This window comes from Streptomyces olivaceoviridis, from assembly GCF_014650115.1.
Taxonomy (GTDB): Bacteria; Actinomycetota; Actinomycetes; order Streptomycetales; family Streptomycetaceae; genus Streptomyces; species Streptomyces olivaceoviridis.
The window spans coordinates 188857-212507 of the sequence record NZ_BMUI01000012.1 but is presented as its reverse complement, the minus strand read 5'-3'; the positions used below and the strand labels follow the sequence as shown (position 1 = coordinate 212507).

Genomic DNA, 23651 nt, shown 5'->3' with positions numbered 1-23651 from the left:
CTCATGAGCGCCGGGGATTCCCTGGCGATCCTTACCGTATTCATGGCGCCTTCTTGCCATAATGTGAGAAACGGTTTCCGTTATGCGGACTCAAATGTGCGACACCCGAAGGTGTGAGTCAAGCGCGGGGTTCTGGCGGCGGCGTCTCACGTAACGGCGCCGCCGCCGCGCGCGCATAACACCCCGGTCCTCCCAGAACAAGCCTGTACATATTTGTGAATGTTGAAGTAGCTTCGTGCCACTTAAGTCATCTGTCCGTAAAGGTGATGATGTGGAGAGGCGAAGGCAGCAGACCGAAGGCCTGCCGTTCCACGAGTCCGTCCTGGCCGCCGCTCGTGCGGGGGGCCGGGCAGCGTCCCTGCTGTGCGCCCTGCTCGGTGCGGTGGGCCTGTCCGGCTGGATCCTTGGCATCGGTGTGCTGAAGAGCGCCCTGCCCGGCGGTGCCCCGGTCATGAAGCCGAACACTGCCGTGGCTCTCGTCGCGGTGGGTCTTTCGCTGTTCCTGGCGGCCCGCGGGCCCATGACCCGGCGGACGATCGCCGTGGCTCGCGTGGCCGCGGGCCTGGCCGCCCTGATCGGCGGGCTCACCCTGCTGGAGTACCTCACCGGGACCGGCCTCGGCATCGATCAGCTCCTCTTCAGAGACGACAGCGTGCGGCTGATGACCGGGGCACCCGGACGGATGGCACCGAGCGTGGCCGCGGCGCTGACGCTCGCGGGCGCGGCGTCCCTGGGCCTGAGCATGCGCCGACTGCCCGCCTGGGCGAGCCAGGTCTCGGGCCTGTCCGTCCTCGGCCTGGGCCTGCTGCGCCTGTACGGGCTGGCCTACGACGCACCCGAGATGGAACGGTTCGGCGCCTACATGGCCCTGCCCACCGCGCTGGCCCTGGTGCTGGTGGGCATCGCCGCCTTCCTGGCCCGGCCGGACGAAGGTCTCGCCGGGCTGCTGATGAACGCGGGCATCATGAGCCCGCTGGGGCGCCGGCTGATCTCCACCAACCTGATCGTTCCGCTGCTGCTGGGCTGGGCCGTCCTGGCGGGTCAGGACGCCGGGCTGTACGGGGGGCGGCTGGGTACGGCGCTGCTGGTGTGGGGGCACGTGACCGTCTTCACCGCGGTCGTCTTCATCACCCTGCCCGTGGGCCGCCGAGTCGAACTGGCACACGCCCGGGCCGAATGGCAGGTGCGGCAGAACGAGCTGCTACAGGCCTTCATGGACCACACGCCCGCGACGGTGTTCATCACGGACCTGGACGGCCGCTTCCTGGCGGTCAACTCACGATTCGAGGAGAACACCTGCCTGTCGTACGAACAGGTCCTGGGCCGGCGCGCCCAGGACGTCCTGCCGGTCGACCTGGCACGCCATGTGAGCTCCGACGACTTCGGCACGCCGGCACGCACCGCCGTACAGCGACAGGAGCGTCTGCCGCTGCCGATAGGCCCCCGGGACGTCCTCACCACGATGTTCCCGCTCACCGATGCGACCGACAGGCCCTACGCCGTCTGCGGTGTGGTCATCGACGTCACCGAACGCGTCGCGGCCGAGCGCGAGGTCCAGCGGTCCCACCAGCGATTCCGCGCGCTGCTGGAATCCGCACCCGACGCCACCCTGATCACGGACGGGGACGGCACCATCGTCATGGCCAACGCACAGGTGGAACGACTCTTCGGCCACAGGCCGGACGACCTCGTCGGCACCAGGGTCGTCGGCCTGGTGCCCGACGCGCGGCGCCGGCGGCACAGCGCACTGCTGGGCGCCTATCTGCGACGGCGCGATCCGCAGCCGATCGTCCTGGACCGGGACCTGTACGGGTTGCACCGCGACGGAGGGGAGTTCCCCGTCGAGGTCAGCGTCAGCACCCTCCAGGACGAAGAGGAAGCCGTGATGTTCATGGCCGTACGGGACATCACCGAACGCCGGCAGATCGAAGCGGAACGAGCCGGACGCTACGAGCAGCAGCGGCACATCTCCTACACCCTGCAACACAGCCTCATGGGCGAGCCGCCCCGGCTGCCGCACCTGCCCAGCGCCCACCGTTACCTGGCGTCCGTCCAGGACCCCGGGGTGGGCGGCGACTGGTTCGACATCATCCCCCTGGACGCCCACCGCACCGGCGTCATGATCGGAGACGTCATGGGCCGGGGCCTGGAGGCGGCGGCCGTCATGGGCCAGCTGCGCGCCGCCTCCCACGCACTGGCCCGTACGGGCATACCGCCCGGCCGGCTCATGACCGGCCTGGACGCGTTCGTCGGCGACCTGGCGGACCAGCTCGTCACCTGCGTCTACCTGGTGATCGACCAGGAAGCCCACGAAGTCACCCTGTGCTCGGCCGGACACATGCCCGTCATCGCCCGGCCCCCGGACGGGCCCGCCCACCGGCTGCCGGCGCCGGTCGGGGTGCCGCTGGGCGTCAACGAGGTGTCCGGCGCCGCGGTGCCGTTCGAGGAGACGACCCAGCCGCTGCCCCCGGGCAGCACCGTCGCGCTCTACACCGACGGACTGGTCGAGCGGCCCGGCACCGACATCGAGGTGCGGATCGACGTCCTCACCCACGCCCTCGACGGCGTGTCGAGGAACGCTCCCACCGATCCGGACACCCTGGACGCGACCGCGGCCCACCTGGTCGGCAGCCTCATCCCGGACACGGCCGCCCACGACGACGACGTGACGCTGCTCCTGCTCGGCCTGCCCGAGCCGCGGGAGTGACGCCGTTCAGCGGCTCGCCGAGAGGCGCAGTCTGATCGTGCGGGCCTCAGGACGAAGCGCGAACCCAGGCCGCACGTCCGGTCCGCAGGACCGCGAACCGAGTCCGTGCTGCGCCGCGTCGATGATCAGGTGGCTCGTCGTCGACTCGGGGAGCTCGAACGGGTGCCTGGCCCGGGCGGTCTCCTGGGGGGTGTGGCGGCTGAGGGTGAAGCCCGGACGTCGACCGGACCTGTCCGGGACCGCCTCGACGCGCAGCACCTCGGTGCCGCCGCTCAGCAGTGTCAGCCGCCGCAGCCGCGAGCGGTGCCCGGTCTCCTGGGGGCGCGCGTAGCCGGCCGAGAGGTCGTGGACGGCCGCGGTGAAGCGACCCGTGCGCGCCGCGCGCAGACTGTCGGGGTAGGACTCGAAGGGACCGAGACCGAACCAGTCGGCGCCGTCGACCGGAGCCGTGCCGTCGGGGAAGCCGAAACGCATACCGATCCGTGGCCACACCGTCCGCCAGCCCCTCGACGGCTCGATCTCCACGAGCAGTTCCAGCCCGTCCTCGTCGAGGGACCAGACGGACTCCACCGTCACCGACGAGGCGGAGCCCGCCGCGGCGACCTTGTCGATCGTGCGCAGGGACCGCGCGGCCCGCTCCACGCTCACGCGTCGCGTCGTCAGCCGGTCCAGGCCGTCGCGGCGCCACAGATCGGCGTTGGACACTCCGGCGATGGCGGCGTCGCTGTCCTCGACCCGGTCGGACGCGCTCTCGTCGTTGTCGGTCGGTGCCCGGAACAGTTCCAGCCGTGGGCCCGTCACGGCGCGGCCGGCGAGTCGTACGAGGGATCCGTCGACGAACTCGGCGATCCCCAGCGTCAGGGTTCCGTCTCCCGGCCGCCAGTCGGTCCGGGGCCGGGCCGCCGGAACGGTACGGGGTGCCGAGGTGTCCCGTTGGGCCGTCGCGACCACGTGCCCCTCGGGGGCCCAGGCCGTTCCGGCCGCCAGCACCGCGTCGACCGTGAACCATGTCTCGGCGTCCGGCGACACCCGGACCGGTGGCAGCGGCACCCGCTCCGAGCCGCCCGGTGCGACGACGGGTACCTCCAGGTCGCCGCTGTCCACGGGCACCCCGTCGTGCTCGACCCGCCAGCGGAAACGGAGGTCGCGGGTGTCGGCGGAGTGCCGCAGGTTCGTGATCGTGACGCCGTCGTCGCCGAAGTCGAAGCGGATCGGCTGCACGACCGCCTTGAACTCGTGGAGGCCGGGCGTCGGCACGTCGTCGCTCAGCAGCATGCCGTCCATCACGAAGTTGCCGTCGTGCACCACCTCTCCGAAGTCGCCGCCGTAGGCGTAGTACGGTGTCCCGTCCGGGGCGCTGGTCAGGATGCCGTGGTCACGCCACTCCCAGACGAAACCGCCGTGCACGCGCGGGTAGGCGTGCACCAGCGCCTCGTACTCGTCCAGTCCTCCCGGCCCGTTGCCCATCGCGTGCGCGTACTCGCACAGCAGGAACGGCTTGGCGCGCTGGCGGGCACTCTGTGCCGGAGTGCAGTGCGCCAGCGCCGAGCGGGCCCCGTCGGCGCCGATCTGCTCGATCTCCGGCACCGACGCGTACATGCGGGAGTAGACGTCGGTGTACTCGCCGGTGTGGTCGCCTTCGTAGTGCACGGGGCGTTCGGTGTCGCGGGCGTGGACCCACGCCGACATGGCGGCGAGGTTGCTTCCCGTCCCCGCTTCGTTGCCGAGCGACCACATCACGATGCTGGGATGGTTCTTGTCCCGTTCGACGGTGCGTTCGACGCGGTCGAGGAGCGCCTCGCGCCACGCCGGGTCGTCGGAGGGATTGCCGGCCCAGCCGGCGTCCTCGAAGCCGTGCGTCTCCAGATCGCATTCGAGGACGACCCAGAACCCGAGTTCGTCGGCGAGGTCGAGCAGCCGCGGGTGCGGCGGGTAGTGGCTGGTGCGGATGGCGTTCACGTTGAACCGCTTCATGCGGGCCAGGTCCGCCCGCGCGTGCTCCTCGTCGAAGACGCGCCCGCGCTCGGGATGGGCCTCATGGCGGTTCATCCCGTGGAACACGACGCGGCGGCCGTTGACCAGGAACCGGTCGCCCCTGATGTCGACCGTGCGGAACCCCACACGCAGGGCGACGCTCTCGGCGGCCGTCGAGACGGTGGCGTCGTAGAGGCGGGGCTGTTCGGCCGACCAGGGCTCCACGCCGGCGACGCCGAGGGGGGCCACGTCGGCGGGCGTCGCCCAGACCTGCTCGACGCCGAGTTCGGGGATGCGCAGGGTGACCGGGAACGCCGCCGCCTCGGCCGTGACCTCGGGGTCGATGCGTCCGCGTCCGTCGTCGAACCCGGTGCGCAACCAGACGTCCTCGATGCCTCCGGCGGGCCGGGCGATCACGGTGACGTCCCGGAAGATGCCCGGCAGCCACCACTGGTCCTGGTCCTCCAGGTAGCTGGCCGCCGACCACTGGTGCACCCGTACCGCGACGACGTTGTCGCCCGGGCGCACCGCCGAGGTGACGTCGAACTCGTGGGCGAGCCGGCTGCCACTGGCACTGCCGATCTCCACGCCGTTCACCCACACCCTGAAGAGCGACTCGACCCCGTCGAACCGCAGCAGGACGCGCTCGGCGTCCGACCAGTCGGCGGGCAGGTCGAAGTGCCGTCGGTAGTCGCCGGTGGGGTTCTCGTCCGGCACGTGGGGCGGGTCGAGCGGGAAGGGGTACCGGATGTTGGTGTAGTGCGGCCGGCCGTAGGCTCCGTCGCCCTGGAGCACCCAGTGGGAGGGGACCGGGATGCTGTCCCAGCCGCGGTCGTCGAAACCCTCGGCCGCGAAGTCCTCGGCCTCCGACGCCGTGGGCGACAGCCGGAACCGCCAGGGACCGTTCAGTGACCGGGAAGGGGCGTCGGAGTGCAGCCACGACCGCGCGGGACGCAATGCCCCACGGCCGGGTGCGAGGTCCGTGACATGGGAGGGAAGCCTGGGGGACACGAGGTCACCACTCTCTCTCGGGTGCGGGTGTGCGAGGGCGCGAGCGGGCGCGGTCGAGTGACCGGGGCGACCGGTCAGCGCACCCTCAGGGTGCGGATCTCCCACGGGGCGAGGTCGAGGTGGAGCCCGTCCCGCACCGGCGTCCCGGACAGGGGCCTGCCCAGCAGGTCGACCGTGGTGGCTTCCGTGAACGGGCCGGTGACGCGGACGTGCGACCCCGTGTCGCTCATCGACGTCAGCCGGATCTCGGTACCGGCGCCGCGATCGGCGTCGGTGACCCGGCGAACGGCCGAGACGAGGACGTTCGTGCCGTCGACCCGGATGCCGGTCGCGTCCGGGGGCAGGTGACCCCCGGCGGGGGCGGTCCCACGGGTGACGAGTACGTCGTTGCGGAACTCCTCGGCGCGCGCGACCGCCTCCGCACCCTCCCAGCCGTCCGCCGAGGGCAGCACCGCGAACCGGTTCTCGATGCGCATGCCCAGGTCCTGCGCACCCGGTGCGGGGATCTCGCTCGCCGCGGGCTCGTCACGGAGGGGATGGATGTTGACGCTGATCGAGCCGATGGCTCGCAGCAGGGTGAGGGCGAGTTCGGAGCCGCCGTCGACGAGTTCGTACTCACTGGAGTGCGCGAGCAGGACGTGGGCGGCGCCGGCCGACACGAAGGAACTCGCCGGGAAGGTCGGGATCGGGTACTCGCCCCAGCCGCCCTCGGCACTGAGCCCGCGCTCGGTGACGGCGAACTGCCCGGCCGAGGCCGACGTGTCCACGGGTGCGGGCAGCGGCACGTGGAAGCGCAGCCGGTGGTCGGCGGACTGGTTGAGGAACGCGGTGGAGACACGGACGAACGGCTCCCCGGCGCGCACTTCCACCAGCGTCTCGACCGGCGTGGGCACGGTCCGGCCGCTGCGCAGATCGCGGTCGGAGGAGAGCTCCGCGGGCCACTCGTAGACGCGGGTGACGCGCACTCTCGCACGCAGCGGGCCGCTTTCGAGGAGCTCGACACCGATCTCCGTGGGCTCCGACACGAGCACGTCATGGGCCGGAGGAGCGTAGTTGTAGCTGTCGCCGCGGTCACCGCCGTCGACGAGCCGGCCGACCCCGCTCAGCACGGTGCCGTCGGCCCCGGTCACCTTCAAGGTGCCGTCTTCGGCGACTTCGGCCTCGACCAGCCCGTTCGCCAGTGTGCGGCCCGTCGCCGTCGCCGGAGCGGGTGCCATCGCGGGGGCGGCAGGCCGGTCGCTCGGCGCGACCCGGAAGCTCGCCAGCCCGCAGGCGGGGACGCGCACGGGCACCAGCGCGGTGGCGCGGGCCTCCTCCAGTGTCAGCACCCGCCACTCACCCGGATGCGCGGCAGCGGCGGCGGCGACGTCCCGGCGCAGGATGAGCAGGTCGAACGGTCCGCTGGTCGGCACCTCGGCGAGGTGGAAGACGAGTGAGCCCGGGGTGAGTTCGTAGTGGTCGATCAGCCGGCCGAAGAGTTCCCGGCGATGGATCCGGCGCAGCACGCGTTCGAGCTGCGAGGCGTCCACGCGCTCGTCGCTGAGCACGGTCGGGGCCTCGGAGACCAGTTGCACGGGCTGTTCGCGGCCGTCCGCGGTGGTGGCGACCAGTGTGGTCCCCCCGGGCGGGGCCGCGACCTCCACCTCGACCAGCGCCTCGCGGGGGAACGGCAGCGGATTGGCGACCAGATGACCGTCGCTCGGCACCAGGGCGGCGGGCTCGGCGAGCGCCGCGTCCCGGACGGCGCGCGCGATCTGCGCGGCTTCGGCGAGCCGTGCTTCGACCTGGGTACAGGTCTCGTCGGTGCCGGAGCCGACCACCGAGTCGTGGGCCGTCGACTCGATGATCTTGTGCCAGGCGAGCGAGAGGAACGGCGAGTCGTCCCGCCGTGACCACGATGCGTTCACCCGCTCGGCATGGTCGACGATGCGCTCGGCCACCGCCATCCGCTGCTTGAGCCCGAGCCGGACGGACAGCACGCCCGGCAGGATGTTGCCGCGCACATGACTGCGCAGCTCACCGGTGACGACGGTGACCGGCTCGTCGCGCACGTGCCGGCGGACGTACTCGTCGAGTGTCGCGATGGTGATGGCGCGGTCCGGGCCGGCCGCGCGCCGCAACCAGGCCGCGAGCCGCGGGTCGGGCGCGGAGTGATCGGTGCCGGCCATCGCCAGCACCGGGTCGCCGCCCCACCGCCGGGCCGTCATCTCCGCGTACTCGCCGAGCGCGCGGCCGATCCGGTCGGGTACCAGCAGGAGGTCCAGGCCGTTGTCGTAGCCGTCGAAGAGGAACTCCGTGCGCACTTCGGAGCCGTCGGGAGCGCGCCAGCGGAACGCGTGACCCTCGACCGCACCGGGCACACCACGCCACAGGGCCGCGTGCTCGATCCCGGCACGGGCCAGGATCTGCGGCATCTGCGCGATGTGGCCGAACATGTCCGGCAGATAGCCGATGGGCATCGCCCCGCCCAGGCCCTCCGCGACCGCCCACCCGAGCTGGAGGTTGCGGACGATGGTCTCGCCGGAGCAGAGGAACTCGTCGAGCAGGATCAGCCACGGCCCGATGGCGAGCCGGCCCTCGCCGACCAGGGCCGCGAGACGGTCGCGGTTCTCCGGGCGCATCTCCAGGTAGTCCTCGATCGCGGCCATCTGACCGTCGACGGTGAACCGGAAGTCCGGGTCCGCCTCGGCCGTCTCCAGCACGGTGTCGAGGGCGGTGACGAGCCGGTGCCGGAACACCTGGAAGGGCTCGTACCACTCGCGGTCCCAGTGGAAGTGGGGCACGAACACAGCCGCTTTGGACATGGCGACAGACACCTTCTGTGCGGGGGGTGGGGCGGACGTCACTTGAGGGACCCGGCGGCGAGCCCGGTGCGCCAGAACCGCTGGAGGAGTACGAACACGATGATCACGGGCACGATCGACACCAGCGAGCCGGTGATCACGGACTGCTGGAGCAGGGGCGCGCGGGCGGTCTGGCCGTTCCACTCGTACAGGCCGAGCGTGATCGGGAACAGGGACTCCTTCTGGAGCATCACCATCGGCAGGAAGAAGTTGTTCCAGATCGCCACGAACTGGAACAGGAAGATGGTCACCAGGGCCGGCGTCATCAGCCGGAACGCCACCGAGAAGAACGTGCGGAACTCACCCGCGCCGTCCAGCCGCGCCGACTCGATCAGCTCCTGCGGGACGGACGCGTTCGCGAAGACGCGCGCGAGGTAGACGCCGAAGGGGCTGACGATGCTGGGCAGGAAGACCGCGAAGTAGGTGTTGACGAGCCCCGTCGCCGAGAACAGCAGGAACAGCGGCAGGGCGAGCGCGGTGGTGGGTACGAGGACGCCGCCGAGGACGACGGAGAACAGCACCTCCCGGCCGCGGAAGGGGAACTTGGCGAGGGCGTAGCCGCACAGCGCGGAGATCAGGGTGCCCACGGCCGCGCCCAGCACCGCGTAGACGACGGTGTTGAGGGCCCAGCGGCCGAAGACGCCGTCGCTGCGGGTGAACAGGACGCGGAGGTTCTCGAACAGGTTGAAGTGCGAGAACACCAGCCCGTTGGTGGCGGCCAGGTCGCCCTGCGGCTTCGTCGCGGCGACGACGAGGAAGTAGACGGGCAGCAGGAAGTAGACGGCCAGGAGGAGCATCAGGGCCATGACGGCCGTACGGCTGACGCGGCTCTCACGGATCACGGAGGGGTTGCTCACAGTCCGGCCCTCTTCGAGGTCAGTCGCATGAACCCGAAGCTCAACACGAAGGTGATGACCGCGATGACCACGGAAATGGCCGCGGCCTGCTGGTAGTTGTTCCCGGAGGCCACCGTGTACGCGAGCATGTTCGGCGTGAACGTGCTGGAGATGTTCGAGGAGATCTGGCGCAGCACGGCCGGTTCGGCGTACAGCTGGAGCGTGCCGATGATCGAGAACACCGAGGTCAGGACGATCGACGGAGCGATGATCGGGACCTTGACCCGCCACGCGATCGTCCAGTTGCTCGCGCCGTCGATCTTCGCGGCCTCGTAGAGCTCCTGCGGGATCGACTGCAACGCCGAGAACATGATCAGCATGTTGTAGCCGGTCCACAGCCAGGTGGAGACGTTGGCGGTCGACCACAGCACGGCACCCGGGCCGAGGAAGTCCGGCTTGAGGCCGATGCCGTTCAGCAGGTCGACGACAGGGCTGAGTTGGGGCGAGTACAGGTACGACCACATGATCGCGGCGATGACTCCGGGCACGGCGTACGGCATGAACGCGGTGATGCGGAAGAACGCCTTGAGCTTCAGCAGCGGAGTGTCCAGCAGCAGCGCGATGACCAGAGCGACGAACAGCATGACCGGCACCTGCACGACGCCGAACAGCCCGATGCGGCCGATGCTGGACCAGAACTCGGTGTTCCGCAGTACCTGCGCGTACTGCTCGAAACCACCGAAGGCCGTGTACGAGGTCCCGTACTGCCCGCCGGTGCGGCGCACCACCCGCAGGCTCTGCCAGAGCGCGTAGCCGACGGGCACCAGGTAGAACAGCAGGAACGGCAGGAAGAAGGGTGTCAGGAACGCGGCGACGGTGCCCGCCCGGGGTCCGCCGCCGCGGAGGCGGCGGCGGACGCGGGTCGGCGCCACGACGGATGTCGCGCGGGCTGCGGTGTCGGTCATGCCGCGGTCACTTGCCCGCCGTGACCGGGATCGCCTGGTCCTTCATCGATGTCAGCGCGGCGTGCTGGGCGGCCGAGAGCGCGTCGGTGAGCGTGCCGTCGCCGGCCGCCGCCTTGGCCATCGCGTCCTGCAACGCCAGGTTCACCGTCTTCTGCGTGGGGCCCCAGGCGAAGCTGGTGTCGATCTTCTTGGACGAGTCGGCGAAGACGTCGAAGATCTTCTCGTTGCCGTAGTACGCGACGCCCTTCTCCAGCGAGGGGAGTCGGAGACCGGCACTGGCGGCGGGGTACAGGCCGCCCAGCTTGTTCTCCATGGCGAGCGCCTCCGGATCGGTGTTCAGCCAGGTGTTGAACTCCACCGACTCGTACAGGTGCTTGCCGCCCTTCATGAACGCGACGGTCGACCCGCCCCAGTCGCCGGACGCGCCGTCCGTCCCCCAGGTCGGCATCGGGACGACCGACCACTTGCCGGCCTGCTTGGGCAGGTTGTCGCGGAACATGCTGTAGCCCCAGGCGGCACCGACGTAGCTGGCGATCCGGTCCTTCTGGTACGCGGCGTACATCTGCGTCGAACCGTTGGCGAGGTCGGTGCGCACGAGCTTGCCGGAGATCAACTTCTGCCAGTACGCCGCGACCTGCCTGCTCCGTGCCGAGTCGACGGTGACCTGCCACTTGTCGTCGGAGTAGCCGTACATCTTCGCGTCGTTCTGCCAGAGGAGCCCGTTGAACCACTCGGCGTTGTTCGGGTCGAAGAACGTGATGGCGAGGCCGGGATCCGCCTTGTGCAGCTTCTGTGCCGCGGACGCGTACGCGTCCCAGGTCGTGGGGATCGCGACGTGGTACTTCTCGAAGAGGTCGCGGCGCACGAACAGGGCCATCGGGCCGGTGTCCTGCGGCATGGCGAACACACCGGTGCCGCCGAAGCTGGTCTGGGACCAGGTCCAGGGGACGAACTTCGACTTGGCCGCGGTGGCCGTCTTGCAGGCCGAGGCGTCCACGAAGGCGTTCTGGGTGCGCAGGTTGGGCAGTTCGTCGTAGCCGACCTGCGCCAGATCAGGCGCCTTCCCCGCCTTCAGAGCGTTTCCCAGGGTGCCGTACTGGTCGTTGGAGATGTTCTTCGTCTCGACCTGGATGTCCGGATGCCGCTGGTTCCACAGGTCCACCACCTTGTCCATGCCCGGAACGGTGTTCCAGTACTGGAGGGTGACCTTGCCCTTGGCAGGCGTGCAGGACGCCGCCGACGCCTCGCCCGACGGCGCGGGCGAGGAGCATGCGGCGAGTACGGCGACACCGGCTGCCGCGGCGACGGTGGCGAGGCGGGTGCGCATGACTGTGCTGCTCATGTTTTCCGTTCCCGAGAACGACCGGCGACTGGCGCCGGCCGGGTCGACGTTGACTCACTCAGGCGGGATGCCGCGGTGGACATGGACGGCCGCGACGGTGTCGGATTCGGTCCCCGAACACCGTGGCGGGAAGGGGCAAGCTGCTGTAACTTCCGTCCGTGAGCGTTCACGGGAACGTTCACGGGCGCTGTAAAACGTTCGGAAGTTTGCGCTCGGGTGCGGTTGAGTGTCAAGACTCTCGGATCACGATGGGGAGGTGGGTGACAGTGCCGTCCGGGACCGAGTCCCGCAGGGTGACGATCCATGATGTCGCCCGCGCTGCCGGGGTGTCCCGGCAGACCGTGTCACGCGCGCTGAACGACAAGGGGGAGATCGACGACTCCACCAAGCAGCGTGTGCTCGAAGCCGCGAGGACGCTGGGATACCGACCGAGCCGGTTCGCCAGGGGGCTGGTGCGCCAGGACACGATCAGCGTCGGTCTCGTGATCCCCGACCTGCTCAACCCGTTCTTCACCGAGGTCGCCGCGGCGGCGCTGGAAGCCGCTCGTGCCCGCGGATGGCACGTCCTGGTCTACGACACCGCGGACAGCGCACAGGAGGAGCTCGGCACCCTCCAGGTGATCGCCTCCCAAGTGGACGCGGTCGTCGGCTACTTCAGCCGGACCGAGAGCGAGATCGAGCAGTGGACCCGGGGACTGCCGGTCGTACTCATCGACCGGGCCGAGGACGCCGAACGCTTCAGCTCCATCCGCATCGACGGAAGGGACGGGGTCAGGGCGGCCGTCTCACACCTCGTCCAGGCAGGGCACCGGCGCATCGGCATGCTCGACCACGCTGCCCGGGCCGAGCCGAGCGTGCGGCACGCGTGGTTCGCCGACGCGCTGACCGCCTGCGGACTCGATGACGGACCGGTGTGCCGCGCGGAGCAGAGCGTGGAGGGCGGTGAGCGGGCGCTGGAGCACCTGCTCACCCAACACCCCGACGTGACCGCTGTCTTCGCCTTCAACGACGTCATCGCCATCGGCGCGCTCCGTGCCGCGCGCCGGACGGGACGCCTGGTTCCGCGCGACCTGGCCGTGATCGGCTTCGACGGAGTGACGCTCGGCACGCTGGTCGAGCCCCCACTGTCCAGCGTGGCTCTGGACATCCGCCGGCTCGGAGTGCTCGCCGTCGAACAAGCGGCCCGTCTCCTGACCGGCGACAGTCCACTGGCCCCCGACGACCTCGTGGCCCGCGCGGAACTCCGGCTCCGCGCGTCCACGTAGGTCTGCCACTCACACGACGTGGTTCCGTGGTGCTCGATCCGTGCCTCGTCCCGCACATGGCGCCGGCCCACGGAGACACCGACGGAACCGCCGGCCGCCGCGCTCGTTCCCTCAGGCGCGGTCGGAGCGCAGACCGACCGCTCGGCGGAGGGCTTCCCGGCACGCCCGCACGGCAGGGTGCCGGCCGCGGCCACGGCGTACGACAGTGAAGATGCGGCGCGTGCGCTGACCGCGGGGGAGCGGACGCAGCGTGACGGTCGGGGGCTGTCCGGTCCAGACGAGGCCGGGCAGGAGGGCCGCGGCGTGTTGCCGCTCGACCAGGCGGAGGTGGAGCAGCAGGTCGGTGGTCTCGAACCGTACGTCCGGTTCGAAGCCGGCGTTGCGGCACAGGGTCATGGCCCAGTGCCGGGCGGCGGTGCCCTCGGGTTCCATCACCCAGGGGTGGTCGGCGAGGGAACGCAGCGCCGCGGTCGGACCGTCGGCTTCCCTGGTGCCGGCCGGTTTCGGCAGGGCGAGGTGCAGGGGGTCGTCGAGCAGGTCCTCCTGTTCGAGTTCGGCGGGCCGCGGGTTGGGGTTGCCGGGGTATTCCTCGGCGAGCACGAGGTCGAAGTCGCGGGCTTGCAGCGCGGGCAGGGCCCTTTCCGGTTCCATGTGCGTGACGTGGACGCGCAGGCGCGGGTGCTGGTCACGCAGCAGGCCGAGCGCGGTCGGGACGAGGGCCAGGGCGGCTGTCTGGAACGCGGCGACGCGCAGGGTGCCGGTCAGGTCGGACAGCGAGGCGGCGATGTCCGCCTCCGCGCGCTCCAGGCGTTCGAGGATCGCCTCGGTGTGGGCGACGAGGATCTCGGCCTGCTCGGTCAGCCGCACCCGCCGCCCGACCGGTTCCAGCAGCGGGACGCCGACCTCGGTCTCCAACTGGGAGAGCTGCTGGGAGACGGAGGAGGGGGCGTAGGACAGGGCGGCGGCGACGGCCGCCAGGGTGCCGCGGTGCTTGAGTTCCCTGAGCAGGCGCAGCCGGTGCAGATCGAACATGGCACGCTCGCCTTCCTCGCCCGCGCGGACCGACAGCCGATCGGCCGACCGGGTCGATTTGCCGATCTCTGCCAACGCATTCGTTCGTTCGGGTCCGCCGATGAGTATAGGTCGAAAACATTCGCTGGACCGATCGTAGGGGCGCGCCGCACCCTGGTCCTGTGCCTGACAACCCTGTGCCTGACAACACCCCCTCCTCCCGTACGCTGCCGTGGTTCGCGCGCCCCGGTGCCCGTGCCTGGCGGTGTGAACCCGCGCCGTCCGAAGTGCGGGCCTTCCACTTCTCGCTGCCCGACTACGCGCCCACCCCGCTGACCGAACTCCCGTCGCTCGCGGACGCGTGGGGCGTCGGCCGGGTCTTCGTCAAGGACGAGTCGTGCCGTCTGGGGCTGCCCGCCTTCAAGGCCCTGGGTGCGTCCTGGGCGGTCCACCGCGCCCTTGCCGAACGAACGGCGAACGGCGGCGAACAGGCCCCGGTCACCCTCGTGACCGCCACCGACGGCAACCACGGCCGCGCGGTGGCCCGCACGGCTCGCCGCCTCGGTCAGGAGGCCCACGTCTTCGTTCCGCAGGGCGTGCACCCCCAGGCCGTGGCGGCCATCGTCGCCGAACAGGCGAAGGTCACCGAGGTCCCGGGGCCGTACGACGAGGCCGTGCGCCTGGCGGCCGAGGCGGCTGCCGCGCCGGACACGGTCCTGGTCCAGGACACCGCCTGGCCGGGTTACGAGCAGATCCCCCGGTGGATCGTCGAGGGTTACTCCACCCTGTGCGCCGAGATCGACGAGCAGTTGACGGCCGAAGGGGTCGCCGAAGGCCCCGATCTCGTCTCCATACCGGTGGGCGTGGGGTCCTTGGCACAGGCCGTGGTCACCCACTACCGCAGCCGCCCCTGCGGGCACGCCCCGGCGTTGCTGTCGGTGGAGCCGGAGACCGCGCCGTGCGTCCTGGAGAGCCTCACCCTCGGCGCACCCGTCAGCGTCCCCACGGGCAAGACCACCATGGCCGGGCTGAACTGCGGCACCCCGTCCGGCATCGCGTGGCCCCATCTGCGTGACGGGCTGGACGCGGCGGTCGCCGTCGCGGACGCCGACAGCGCCCGCGAGGCCGGTGTTCTGGCCGCCGCCGGTGTCTCCTCGGGCCCCTGCGGGGCCGCGTCGCTCGCCGGTCTGCGCGCGGCGCTCACCGGCGTCGGGGCCGAGGAACGCCGTACGGCGCTGGGGCTGGGGCCGTCCTCGGTCGTCGTGCTGCTGAGCACCGAGGGCACCGCCGCCAACCCGCACTCCAGGAGGGCGGCGGCGTGCTGACCCACTTGATGGTGGCGCTCGGCGTCCTGGGACTGCTGACCCTCGTGCCCGGCCCGGACATGGCGGTGGTGACCCGGCGTGCGCTCGTGGCCGGTCCCGGGGACGGGCTGCGCACCGTGGGCGGGATCGTCACCGGGCTGCTGCTCTGGGGCGCGTTGACCGTGGCAGGGCTCGCGGCCGTGCTCGCCGCCTCGCCCGCGGCCTACCTGACCGTCAGGCTCCTGGGCGCCGGCTACCTGGTGTTCCTGGGCGCGCAGGCGCTGTGGCAGCACCGCCGCCCGGCACCGGCCGGCCGAACGGATGCCGGTCCTGCCGCCGTGGGGAGCGCCTGGCGGACCGGACTGGTCAGCAACGTCCTGAACCCGAAGATCGCCGTCTTCTACACCGGGCTGCTGCCCACGCTGGCCCCTCCTCAGCTCCCCGCTCCGTGGGCCATGGCGCTCCTCGTGCTCCTCCACGGCACACTCACCGTCGCCTGGCTCAGCGGCTACGTGCTCCTGCTGTCCAAGGCGGAACGGGTCCTGCACACGCCACGGATCCGCCGTGCGCTCGGGCTGACCACGGGCGCCGCCCTGATCGGCCTCGGCCTCGCGGTCGCCACCACTTCCGGCTGACCGGCACCCACCGTGTGCGGCCTGCGCAGCGCCGGCTCCGGGCAAGCCGGCGCTGCCCCAGGCACTCGGCGGCCTCCTACGGCCGGACGTAGGGCCGCGTCATGATCTCCATGTTGTGGCCGTCCGGGTCCCCGAAGTAGGCGCCACGGCCTCCGAAAAGACGGTTGATCCGGTGGGGCTCGGTGTGGCCGGGGTCGGCGTAGTAGGTGACACCGACCGTCTCCAGGCGGGCGATCATGGTGCTGAACTGATCGTCGGGCACGAGGAACGCGTAGTGCTGCGACTGGATCGGCTCGTCGCGCTTCTCGTAGTAATCGAGTGTGACGCCGTTGCCCAGGTCGACGGGAAGAAACGGCCCGAAGGGGGCGCCGACCTCCAGACCGAGTATCGCGGCGATGAATGCGGCCGACAGTTGACGATCCGTGGCGTGGACGGCGGTGTGGTTGAGCTCGACGGTGGCCGGCGAGGCGAGTGCGTGCCGACGCTGCTGATCATGTGTCATGTGTGGACGGGTCTCCGGGTCTTGATCCGCTGTGGGCGCCACGTGCGGGCGCTGGAGGGAAGACGCGGAGAAGCGGCGGGGCTCTCGCCCGCCTCGTGCTCACGCCGAGGCCGGGCGCCTCACTCGTGTGTGGCCCATGGCCGACCCGGCAGTCACATGATCGACTCTAATGCCTCACCATCCGTCGCGGCAAAGCGATTCCGTAGCCCGCGGACAGCCCGAGCACCCTCTGGCCGGCCGCGGGCGGGAGCCCCGGGCGACGGTCCGTACCACCGGTCGCCGCCCGGCGGTACGGCCGGCGGGCCGCGGCAGTACCGCGCCGGAACTCCTCCCGCGGCGCGGGCGGGAACGGCCTACGGTATCGCCAGAGCCGTGCGCTCCGCCTTCTCCAGCCAGTCGGTGTACCAGCGGGCGAACCTCACCGGAGTGCCGTCGTCGTGGCGGAGCGGCGCGAGGTCGACGTCGTCCACCCGGCAGTCGGACCAGATCGTGCCGCGGTGGCTGCCGCTGACGACCAGCCACTCTCTTTGGGCGCAGCCGAGGTGGGAGATCACGATCGCCCCGGCGGTGCGCTCCGGGGCGAACATGACGGCCTCCCACCGCTCGTCCCACGCCTCGATGGCGTCGTCGAAGTCCTCGATGTCGTCGAAGTCCTCTTCCTCGGGACGCTGGGCAAGAACGTCGTCGAGCAGTTCCGGGTCCGGACCCTGGTCGGGAAACGGCTCGGCGAGCGTCGACAGGTCGGCAAGGCCCGCGCCGTCGCCCTCCCAGCGCCAACGACCCTGTACCCGACGAACCGGGAACAGGCCGTAGGCGGGGCCGGCGCCGCCCGCGCCGACGTGCAGCAGGAAGGCGCGGTACTCCTCCGGCAGCCGCACACCCACCTGAGCTTCGAGTTCGGCCAACTCGCCCTGGGTGAGCGGGTCCTCCACGACCCACTTGTGCCCCCGTGCCCCGAACACCTCGCTCGCCCCGGGCGCCGCCCCCGCCGCCTCGACCCGCCGTCGTACGTCCACCCACCACTCATCAGTCATACGCGGACCGTACGTGCCGCCACCGACACCCAGGCCGCCGACCTGAGCACACGCCGCTGCTCCAGGGCGCCGCCGCACAGCGATGACGGCCCCTGCGCGGAGGCGGGCGGCCGTGCGGGCCGCCCGCCCTTGACGGGTGTCGGACTACGGGCGGACCAGGCCGTAGAAGACCGAGCCGGACAGCGGGTAGGTCTTGTCGTAGACACCGATCCGGCCGGAGCCGCGGGGGTCGGCGGTGTTGCCGGAGATCACCCGGACGGAGCGGCCACTGACATGGTCGACGACGCCGATGTGGTAGCGGTAACCGGCGTGGCCGAAGATGATCAAGTCACCCGGCCGGGTGGTGGACAGCCGGCTGGTGCCCACCCACTTGCCGTGGGCGACCGCCCAGTCGTAGACGCCGGGCACGGACTTCATGAACGGAACGCGTACCCCGGCTTCGCGCCACTCCCACGTGGCGAAGGCCGCGCACCAGTCGGCGCAGATGCTGTACGGCTTGCCCGGGACGCACTTGCCCCGGCCCTCCGTCACCCCGATCTGGCTCTTCGCGATCCTCACGATCTTGGTGCGCAGCGCGCCCGTGGTGTGGCATCCGGGCACCACACGGGTGATGCCCATGGACTTCATGGTGTCCGGTCCGGCGATGCCGTCGGCGTCGAGGTGGTGGGCACGTTGGTACCGCTTCACCGCGCCGGTGGTGTCGGAGCCGTACGTTCCGTCCGCGGTGACCCTGGCCTTGGCCTGGACTTGCTTGACCACACTCCGCAGGCCGCCGAGGGTCTGCGGGCCGATCGCCCCGTCCACGGTCAGGCAGCGGTCGCTCTGGAAGGACGCGGTGGCCGCCTTGGTCCGGGCGCCGGGGACGCCGTCGACCGTCCCGGCGTCGTAGGCCAGGCCGTTGAGGTCGGTCTGCGTCAGTCTCACCTCGGAGGTGGTGGTCGCCACCGCCGGGCTCGGCGTGCCGACCAGCATGCCGGTCGCCGCGAGCGCGGCGGTCAGGACGCCCAGCGCCGCGGTGCCTTTGCGGTGTCGGGGCCGTACAGCGAATGTCATGGGAAACTCCTCGTCGATGTCGTCACTTCGGTGATGTCTCGTGGGTGTCGTCGTGTCGCCGTGTCGCTGCGACGGCCGTCCGGCCGGCTGTGCTGCTGCGCCGCCGAGGCAGTTCGGGCGGCGGGGTGATGACGCCGCGAAGCGACCCCTTGACCCTGCACGCGGACGCGGTTCGCGTCGTCGCCAGTACGCCGGGAAGACCGCCGCGCGCTGTGCCGTCCGCCCCCCGACCGCGGCGGGTCAGAACCGCGAGGGCACGTACCTGTAGCAGTAGTTGTGGCCGCCGTAGTAGGGGTCGCCGTCGATCAGGAGCCAGCCGCCGGTCTCCTTGCCGACGATGCCGTCCCGGTGCAGGCCGTCGAAGCCCTGGTACCACGTGATCAGCGCTTGGTCTTCGGCTCCCACAGGCCGTCCTCCGTCAGGGGGCGACCGTGCCCGTAGCGCTTGGCGACGTCGTTGAGGAGGTGCTGCACGCACCACACCGCGTGCTTGTTGTTGTGGTGTCCGTCGCCGATGTCGGGCGCGGACCGGGAGGCGGCGGCCTGGCCGATGGTGCCGATCGTCAGGAGCGCGGTCGCGGCGCTGACTGCCGCCGCCTTGCCGATGCGGTACATACGCATGAGATCTGTCTCGTTTCTGATGATTCACCGAGGCGTGGCGGTGCCGGTCAGCTCGTCCGGCGTCGGACGGGGGCGCACGCGGCCGCGAGGATCCCCGCGGCCGCGGCGCCGCCCCACCTCCCGTGTGTTAGCTGGCGTACCACTTGGAACAGGCGCTCTTCGCCACGTACGGAACGCCGTTGGAGTGCATGCGCCAGTAGGCGCCGCAGACCTTCACCCAGCGTCCCCGGACCCAGTTGACCGCCTTGGTGTGCGCCTGGAAGGTGGGACCGTCCTCGTTCGCCCCGCGCGGACACACGCTCGCCGTGGCCACCGCCGACGGAACCCTCCGCCTGTGGACCGTCGCCCGCGCTGCCCATCCCAGGCCGCTCAGTCCGCCCACCGACAGCGCCGGCCTCGTCTCCGCCCTCGCGTTCGGCCCCGATGGACGCACCTTCGCCACCGGCACCACGGACGGCATGATCAGACTGTGGGACGTCACCGATCCGGCGCGTCCCTCCACCACGGGCGACGCGCTCGTGGGCCACACCGGCGCGGTCGACAGGGCCGTACTGGGCCCTGCCGGCCACACGCTGGCGACCTCAGGCGTTGACGGCACCATCAGGCTGTGGGACCTGGACATCGACCGGGTCGTGCACCACATCTGCGACACGACCGGCAACGCCCTCAGCCGCGCGCAGTGGCGACACCGCCTGGGCAGTCTCTCCTACCGGCCGCCCTGTACGTGAACGGTCGCCTGGGTGCCGTCCTCCCACCCGCTGACACGCTTGCGGTAAGTCCTCCCCTATGCGGCCACTCCGGCCTGAGAGGACGTCACCACTCCCGCCTCATCCTTCGAGGCTCATGTACAGACGAGTGCCTCGGGGCCGGTAGCCGACGCGTTCGTACACGCGGCGGGAGCCTTCGCCCGAGTACTCCAGCCAGACCGATCCTGCTCCTTGAGAGAACATGGCCTCGGTCAGCGCGGCCGTGACCGAGGCGGCGACTCCGCGGCCGCGAAGGGCGGGACGGGTCCCCACACCCGACAGCTCCGACGTGCCCACGGCCGGCGCGGAGCAGGAGGCCGCTCCGGCGCATCCGCCGTCGGGGGCCCGGACGAACCGGACGGCACCGCCGTTCTCCTGAGTGCGCCGCAGCCGGGCGGCGCCTTCGGGAGAGGGCGTGAAGTCACCGGCGAACGCCTCGGACAGGGCAGCGTCGATCGCCGCATAGTCCTCATCCGTGCGCGGGATCTCCACGCCGGGTCCGGCGACCGCCCGGTGGCCGTTCGGCCGCGGGGTCAACGTGCCGGGAGTACAGACCATGTATGCGTGCACCGCCTCCGTGGTGAACCCCGCCCGGCGCAGTGCCGGGGCCACGGCGGGCGCGGCCTCGGGGGCGAACTCCAACCGCGGCGTGAGTCCGCGCCCACGGAACGCCTCGATCAGCGCGGCGACGTCCCGGTCGGTTGGACGGATGCCGGGCACGGGGGTCGCGTAGTTGACGTAGGGGCTGGTCGTCGCCGGATCGAATCCCGCGACGAAGCCGCCGATCTCGACCGCTGCGGGGCGGCGGCGCAGGTTGGCGACGGCAAAGCTCTGGACGGTGATGTCCACGGTGATGTCCTCACTGGGGCTACAGGCGGAGCGCGCTGCCGCCGCACCGGCGGAACGGGGACAACGCGCAAACTGGCGTACCGGCCACGGCCGGGGACCACCTCCGAGCAGGGAGGTGGGGCGGTGGTTCGGCCACCGCATCGTTGGGCCGCCGTGAGGAGACGGACGCGGCACCGGTGAACGCCACCCCTGGGGGAGACGGCTCAGTGCCGACGGCGACCGCTGCGGGACGCCGTGATCAATTGGCTTCAGTCCTTCGCCGTGAGTGGGTACATGCCGGAAGCTGGACGGAGGCTCCCACATCGGTGAGGAGCAGAGCAAGCGGGAATGCCTGCCGGCCTGGGCCTGATGCCTTGCTCGACGACCCGGCGCACCCAGCGCCCGGGCCCGGCACCGGCCTCCCGGCTGCCCCTCGCCCTCGCCCTCGCCCGGACTGGCCCCCGCGACCGGTCACCTGCCACAAGGTGTCCGACGCCTGCGCCGACGCCGACGCCGACGCCGACGCCGACGCCGACGCCGACGCAGGCTCCGGCTCGACTGACCCCACGCTGTCTCGCGGTGGGTTACACCGTGGCCGGCCGCCCGGTCTCCTGAACGTGGCCGTTCCCGGGCCGCTCTCCGCCGGCGGTGCGGGGCCGCAGGGCCGCGCCGGCTGGTGGATCTCCCGGTTCCGGCTCCGGGTGACGGGTGCCGGCCCCCGACGCCTCCATGAGCACCTCCCCGGCCGCCGTCCGGACGTACAGCACCGACCGTCCGGCGCGCCGTCGCTCCACCAGACCCGCGTCCAGCAGCACCCGCAGATGCCCGCCCACCGACCCCAGCGCCTGCCCGGTCACGGCGACCAGTTGGGTCGTGCTCATGGGAGTGCCGAGCAGCGTCAGCAATCCGGCCCGCGCGGTCCCGATGAGCGCCCCGAGCCCGGCCGGGACGGGCCGCCGGTCGTGGTCCTCGGCGAGTACGCCGAGACACGCGTAGACGACGGCGTACCGCTCCCGCCCCTCCCACGACACCCACCCGGTCCTCGGCGTCACCGGCATGAACAGCAGCTCCGCCCCGGCGGCCACCTCCCGGGGCGGATACGCGTTCAGGTTGACCTGGAACCGGCTCTCCCCGAGCCACCGCGTCCCCGGCCGCAGCGAGTCCAGCACGGCCGCCCAGCCACCCTGGTTCACCCGCGCCGTCCGCGCGACCATGTCGGCCTCCAGGATGCGCCGCCGACGGTCCCAGTACGGCCGTACGGTCTCCTCCCAGACGGAGGTCAGCAGCGCGGTCGCCCGCTCGGGCAGGTCGTCGCGCTCCAGGGCCGCGGGGAGGGGGCCGCGGAGGGAGACGCGGAGGTTGGCCCGCGCCTGGTCGGCCCCGGCCGCCCGCACCCGGGCCACGGTCCCCTCGAAGCTCTCGCCGACGCATGAGGTGGGGCAGAAGAAGTCGGCGATCCACGAGGTGCCGAGTGCCGCCCGCACGAGGTGCGCGGCCACCGGGTCTGCCGCGAGGCGCGCGCGGTAGCCGGGCAGGTGCGCGCGCAGCCATGCCTCCTCGCCCGGGTGGGAGCCGGTTCCCGCGTGCAACAGCTTCAGGCTCGCGAAGGTCTCGGCGAAGGGGGAGAGCACGAACCGGCTACGAGCGAGGGTGTCGGTGCCGATCCGCCAGAGGCCCATGCGTACGATCTTTCGTCTGTGGCCGAAACATTAAACACGGCCCGAGGACCGCTCCGAGACTGCGACGCATGCGCAGCTACCGAGCCTTGTTCCGCACCCCGGAGTTCACCCCGTTCCTGCTCTCGTTCGCCGCCTTCGCCGCGGCCCAGACGATCGGCGGCCTGGCCCTCGGCACGCTGGTCTTCCGGGCCACCGGCTCCCCGCTCCTGTCGGCGGTGAGCATGTTCGGCCCGCAACTGGCGCAGTTGCTGGGGGCCGCGTTCCTGCTCTCGGGCGCCGACCGTCTGCCCTCGCGTGCGATCCTGTCCGGCCTCGCCCTCGCCTTCGCGGGTGCCACGGTGGTGCTGGCGCTGCCCGGCCTGCCGGTCTGGGCGGTCTTCGCCGTCGTCGTCGCACAGGGGCTGGTCGCCTCGCTGGGCGGGGGAGTGCGCGGGGGACTGCTGAACGAGATCCTGTCCAAGGACGGCTACGTCCTGGGCCGTTCGGTCTTCAACATGCTCTGGGGGCTGACGCAGGTGGCCGGGTTCGCGACGGGCGGCGCACTGCTGGCGCTGCTGTCCCCGCGCACCTGTCTGCTCCTCGCCGCGGCGCTGTACCTGGTGTCGGCCCTCATCACCCGCCTGAGCCTCACGGCCCGCCCGCCGCGCTCCTCCGGCCGCCCGTCCGTCTCCGCGACCTGGCGCACCAACGCCCTCCTGTGGTCCTCGCGCCCCCGCCGCCTGACGTACCTGGGCCTGTGGGTCCCCAACGGCCTGGTGGTCGGGAGCGATTCGCTCTATGTCTCCTACGCCCCCGGAGCCGCCGGCACGCTCTACGCGTTCGGGGCCCTGGGCATGTTCCTGGGCGACATGGCGGTGGGCCGCCTGGTACCGCCCGCGGTGCGCCCCCGTCTCGCGATCCCGCTGCGCCTGCTGCTGGCGGCTCCCTACCTGTTCTTCGTGCTACGGCCGGGAGTGGCGCTGTCGGCCGTGGCCGTCACCGTCGCTTCCGTCGGCTTCGCCGCGAGCCTGGTCCTACAGGAACGCCTGATGTCCCTCACCCCCGACGACCTCGCGGGCCAGGCCCTCGGCCTGCACGCCACCGGAATGGCGGCCTTCCAGGGCGTCGGCGCCGCCCTCGCGGGCACGCTGGCCCAGCTGACCTCCCCGGCCACGGCGATGACGCTGATGGCAGCCGCCTCGGTCACCGTGACCCTGACCCTCGCGGCGCTGGACAGGCACGGGAAGCGGCAGCCGGCCGATTCCGGTACGCGCCCGGGCACCGCGCCGGAACCCGCCCCCACGGACTAGCCGGACA

Annotated in this window: 20 protein-coding genes; 6 read left to right on the top strand and 14 right to left on the bottom strand. The window is 71.5% G+C overall.

Annotated elements, in window-relative coordinates:
* The first annotated feature begins 271 nt into the window (after window positions 1–271).
* Window positions 272–2707, top strand: a complete 2436-nt coding sequence (locus tag IE273_RS23530) for a SpoIIE family protein phosphatase (RefSeq protein WP_189817130.1) — start codon at window positions 272–274, stop codon at window positions 2705–2707.
* Between the two features lie 6 nt (window positions 2708–2713).
* On the opposite strand, the gene IE273_RS23525 is transcribed toward IE273_RS23530, so the two are convergent.
* From IE273_RS23525 to IE273_RS23505, 5 genes are all read right to left on the bottom strand, one after another.
* Window positions 2714–5692, bottom strand: a complete 2979-nt coding sequence (locus tag IE273_RS23525) for a glycoside hydrolase family 2 TIM barrel-domain containing protein (RefSeq protein WP_189817129.1) — start codon at window positions 5690–5692, stop codon at window positions 2714–2716.
* 74 nt (window positions 5693–5766) lie between these two features.
* Entirely contained in the window at window positions 5767–8496 is a 2730-nt protein-coding gene (locus IE273_RS23520; protein WP_189817128.1) for a glycoside hydrolase family 38 N-terminal domain-containing protein, read from the bottom strand.
* Window positions 8497–8534: 38 nt separating this feature from the next.
* The gene (locus tag IE273_RS23515; protein WP_229887440.1) at window positions 8535–9341 is read right to left on the bottom strand and encodes a carbohydrate ABC transporter permease; all 807 of its coding nucleotides are present in this window, start codon (window positions 9339–9341) and stop codon (window positions 8535–8537) included.
* A 47-nt stretch (window positions 9342–9388) separates the two neighbouring features.
* Window positions 9389–10336 (bottom strand): carbohydrate ABC transporter permease, encoded by a 948-nt coding sequence (locus IE273_RS23510; protein WP_189817126.1) that lies wholly within the window; start codon window positions 10334–10336, stop codon window positions 9389–9391.
* A 7-nt stretch (window positions 10337–10343) separates the two neighbouring features.
* A complete protein-coding gene (locus IE273_RS23505; protein ID WP_229887411.1) occupies window positions 10344–11678 on the bottom strand; it encodes an ABC transporter substrate-binding protein in 1335 nt (444 codons plus the stop codon).
* Between the two features lie 266 nt (window positions 11679–11944).
* Between IE273_RS23505 and IE273_RS23500 the strand changes: the two genes are divergently transcribed.
* Window positions 11945–12943: a LacI family DNA-binding transcriptional regulator gene (locus IE273_RS23500; protein ID WP_229887438.1), complete on the top strand. Its 999-nt coding sequence runs from the start codon at window positions 11945–11947 to the stop codon at window positions 12941–12943.
* A 111-nt stretch (window positions 12944–13054) separates the two neighbouring features.
* Here the strand turns inward: IE273_RS23500 and IE273_RS23495 are convergent, their stop codons facing one another.
* Window positions 13055–13975, bottom strand: coding sequence for a LysR family transcriptional regulator (locus tag IE273_RS23495; protein ID WP_189817124.1), 921 nt, complete (start codon window positions 13973–13975; stop codon window positions 13055–13057).
* Between the two features lie 161 nt (window positions 13976–14136).
* On the opposite strand from IE273_RS23495, the gene IE273_RS23490 reads away from it, so the two are divergent.
* Together IE273_RS23490 and IE273_RS23485 are read left to right on the top strand one after the other, a co-directional pair.
* Complete coding sequence (locus IE273_RS23490) at window positions 14137–15279, top strand: diaminopropionate ammonia-lyase (RefSeq protein ID WP_229887410.1); 1143 nt, start codon at window positions 14137–14139, stop codon at window positions 15277–15279.
* Window positions 15273–15893 (top strand): LysE family translocator, encoded by a 621-nt coding sequence (locus IE273_RS23485; protein WP_189817123.1) that lies wholly within the window; start codon window positions 15273–15275, stop codon window positions 15891–15893. The genes IE273_RS23490 and IE273_RS23485 overlap by 7 nt, the downstream gene beginning before the upstream one ends.
* 76 nt (window positions 15894–15969) lie before the next feature.
* Here IE273_RS23485 and IE273_RS23480 read toward each other — a convergent pair whose 3' ends face one another.
* From IE273_RS23480 to IE273_RS23460, 6 genes are all read right to left on the bottom strand, one after another.
* Entirely contained in the window at window positions 15970–16395 is a 426-nt protein-coding gene (locus tag IE273_RS23480; RefSeq protein WP_189817122.1) for a VOC family protein, read from the bottom strand.
* A gap of 353 nt (window positions 16396–16748) precedes the next feature.
* Window positions 16749–17429, bottom strand: coding sequence for an SMI1/KNR4 family protein (locus tag IE273_RS23475; protein WP_189817121.1), 681 nt, complete (start codon window positions 17427–17429; stop codon window positions 16749–16751).
* Window positions 17430–17573: 144 nt separating this feature from the next.
* A complete protein-coding gene (locus IE273_RS23470; RefSeq protein ID WP_189817120.1) occupies window positions 17574–18482 on the bottom strand; it encodes a peptidoglycan-binding protein in 909 nt (302 codons plus the stop codon).
* 240 nt (window positions 18483–18722) lie between these two features.
* Window positions 18723–18887 (bottom strand): hypothetical protein, encoded by a 165-nt coding sequence (locus IE273_RS43690; protein WP_229887408.1) that lies wholly within the window; start codon window positions 18885–18887, stop codon window positions 18723–18725.
* Window positions 18863–19102 carry a hypothetical protein gene (locus tag IE273_RS43685; RefSeq protein ID WP_229887406.1) on the bottom strand — a complete coding sequence of 80 codons (240 nt, stop codon included), beginning with the start codon at window positions 19100–19102 and terminating at the stop codon, window positions 18863–18865. Before IE273_RS43685 ends, IE273_RS43690 begins: the two co-directional genes overlap by 25 nt.
* A gap of 127 nt (window positions 19103–19229) precedes the next feature.
* Window positions 19230–19415, bottom strand: a complete 186-nt coding sequence (locus IE273_RS23460; protein ID WP_189817201.1) for a hypothetical protein — start codon at window positions 19413–19415, stop codon at window positions 19230–19232.
* Between IE273_RS23460 and IE273_RS23455 the strand changes: the two genes are divergently transcribed.
* Window positions 19408–19830: a WD40 repeat domain-containing protein gene (locus tag IE273_RS23455; RefSeq protein ID WP_189817119.1), complete on the top strand. Its 423-nt coding sequence runs from the start codon at window positions 19408–19410 to the stop codon at window positions 19828–19830. The two genes, IE273_RS23460 and IE273_RS23455, sit on opposite strands and share 8 nt — an antisense overlap.
* A 99-nt stretch (window positions 19831–19929) precedes the next feature.
* Here IE273_RS23455 and IE273_RS23450 read toward each other — a convergent pair whose 3' ends face one another.
* Both IE273_RS23450 and IE273_RS23445 read right to left on the bottom strand, forming a co-directional pair.
* Window positions 19930–20697: a GNAT family N-acetyltransferase gene (locus IE273_RS23450; protein WP_189817118.1), complete on the bottom strand. Its 768-nt coding sequence runs from the start codon at window positions 20695–20697 to the stop codon at window positions 19930–19932.
* A gap of 563 nt (window positions 20698–21260) precedes the next feature.
* On the bottom strand, window positions 21261–22355 hold the full coding sequence (locus tag IE273_RS23445; protein ID WP_229887404.1) for an ArsR/SmtB family transcription factor: 1095 nt from the start codon (window positions 22353–22355) through the stop codon (window positions 21261–21263).
* 68 nt (window positions 22356–22423) lie between these two features.
* Here IE273_RS23445 and IE273_RS23440 point away from each other — a divergent pair, with 68 nt between their 5' ends.
* The gene (locus IE273_RS23440) at window positions 22424–23644 is read left to right on the top strand and encodes an MFS transporter (protein ID WP_189817117.1); all 1221 of its coding nucleotides are present in this window, start codon (window positions 22424–22426) and stop codon (window positions 23642–23644) included.
* Window positions 23645–23651: the final 7 nt, after the last annotated feature.

What these genes read in the sequence shown, in the direction of transcription:
- IE273_RS23515 (WP_229887440.1), bottom strand. Translation starts at nt 9,341, where the DNA reads ATGGCCCTGATGCTCCTCCTGGCCGTCTACTTCCTGCTGCCCGTCTAC.
- IE273_RS23445 (WP_229887404.1), bottom strand. Translation starts at nt 22,355, where the DNA reads ATGGGCCTCTGGCGGATCGGCACCGACACCCTCGCTCGTAGCCGGTTC.
- IE273_RS23495 (WP_189817124.1), bottom strand. Translation starts at nt 13,975, where the DNA reads ATGTTCGATCTGCACCGGCTGCGCCTGCTCAGGGAACTCAAGCACCGC.
- IE273_RS23475 (WP_189817121.1), bottom strand. Translation starts at nt 17,429, where the DNA reads ATGACTGATGAGTGGTGGGTGGACGTACGACGGCGGGTCGAGGCGGCG.
- IE273_RS23440 (WP_189817117.1), top strand. Translation starts at nt 22,424, where the DNA reads ATGCGCAGCTACCGAGCCTTGTTCCGCACCCCGGAGTTCACCCCGTTC.
- IE273_RS23510 (WP_189817126.1), bottom strand. Translation starts at nt 10,336, where the DNA reads ATGACCGACACCGCAGCCCGCGCGACATCCGTCGTGGCGCCGACCCGC.
- IE273_RS43685 (WP_229887406.1), bottom strand. Translation starts at nt 19,102, where the DNA reads ATGCGTATGTACCGCATCGGCAAGGCGGCGGCAGTCAGCGCCGCGACC.
- IE273_RS23470 (WP_189817120.1), bottom strand. Translation starts at nt 18,482, where the DNA reads ATGACATTCGCTGTACGGCCCCGACACCGCAAAGGCACCGCGGCGCTG.
- IE273_RS23520 (WP_189817128.1), bottom strand. Translation starts at nt 8,496, where the DNA reads ATGTCCAAAGCGGCTGTGTTCGTGCCCCACTTCCACTGGGACCGCGAG.
- IE273_RS23480 (WP_189817122.1), bottom strand. Translation starts at nt 16,395, where the DNA reads ATGACACATGATCAGCAGCGTCGGCACGCACTCGCCTCGCCGGCCACC.
- IE273_RS23505 (WP_229887411.1), bottom strand. Translation starts at nt 11,678, where the DNA reads ATGAGCAGCACAGTCATGCGCACCCGCCTCGCCACCGTCGCCGCGGCA.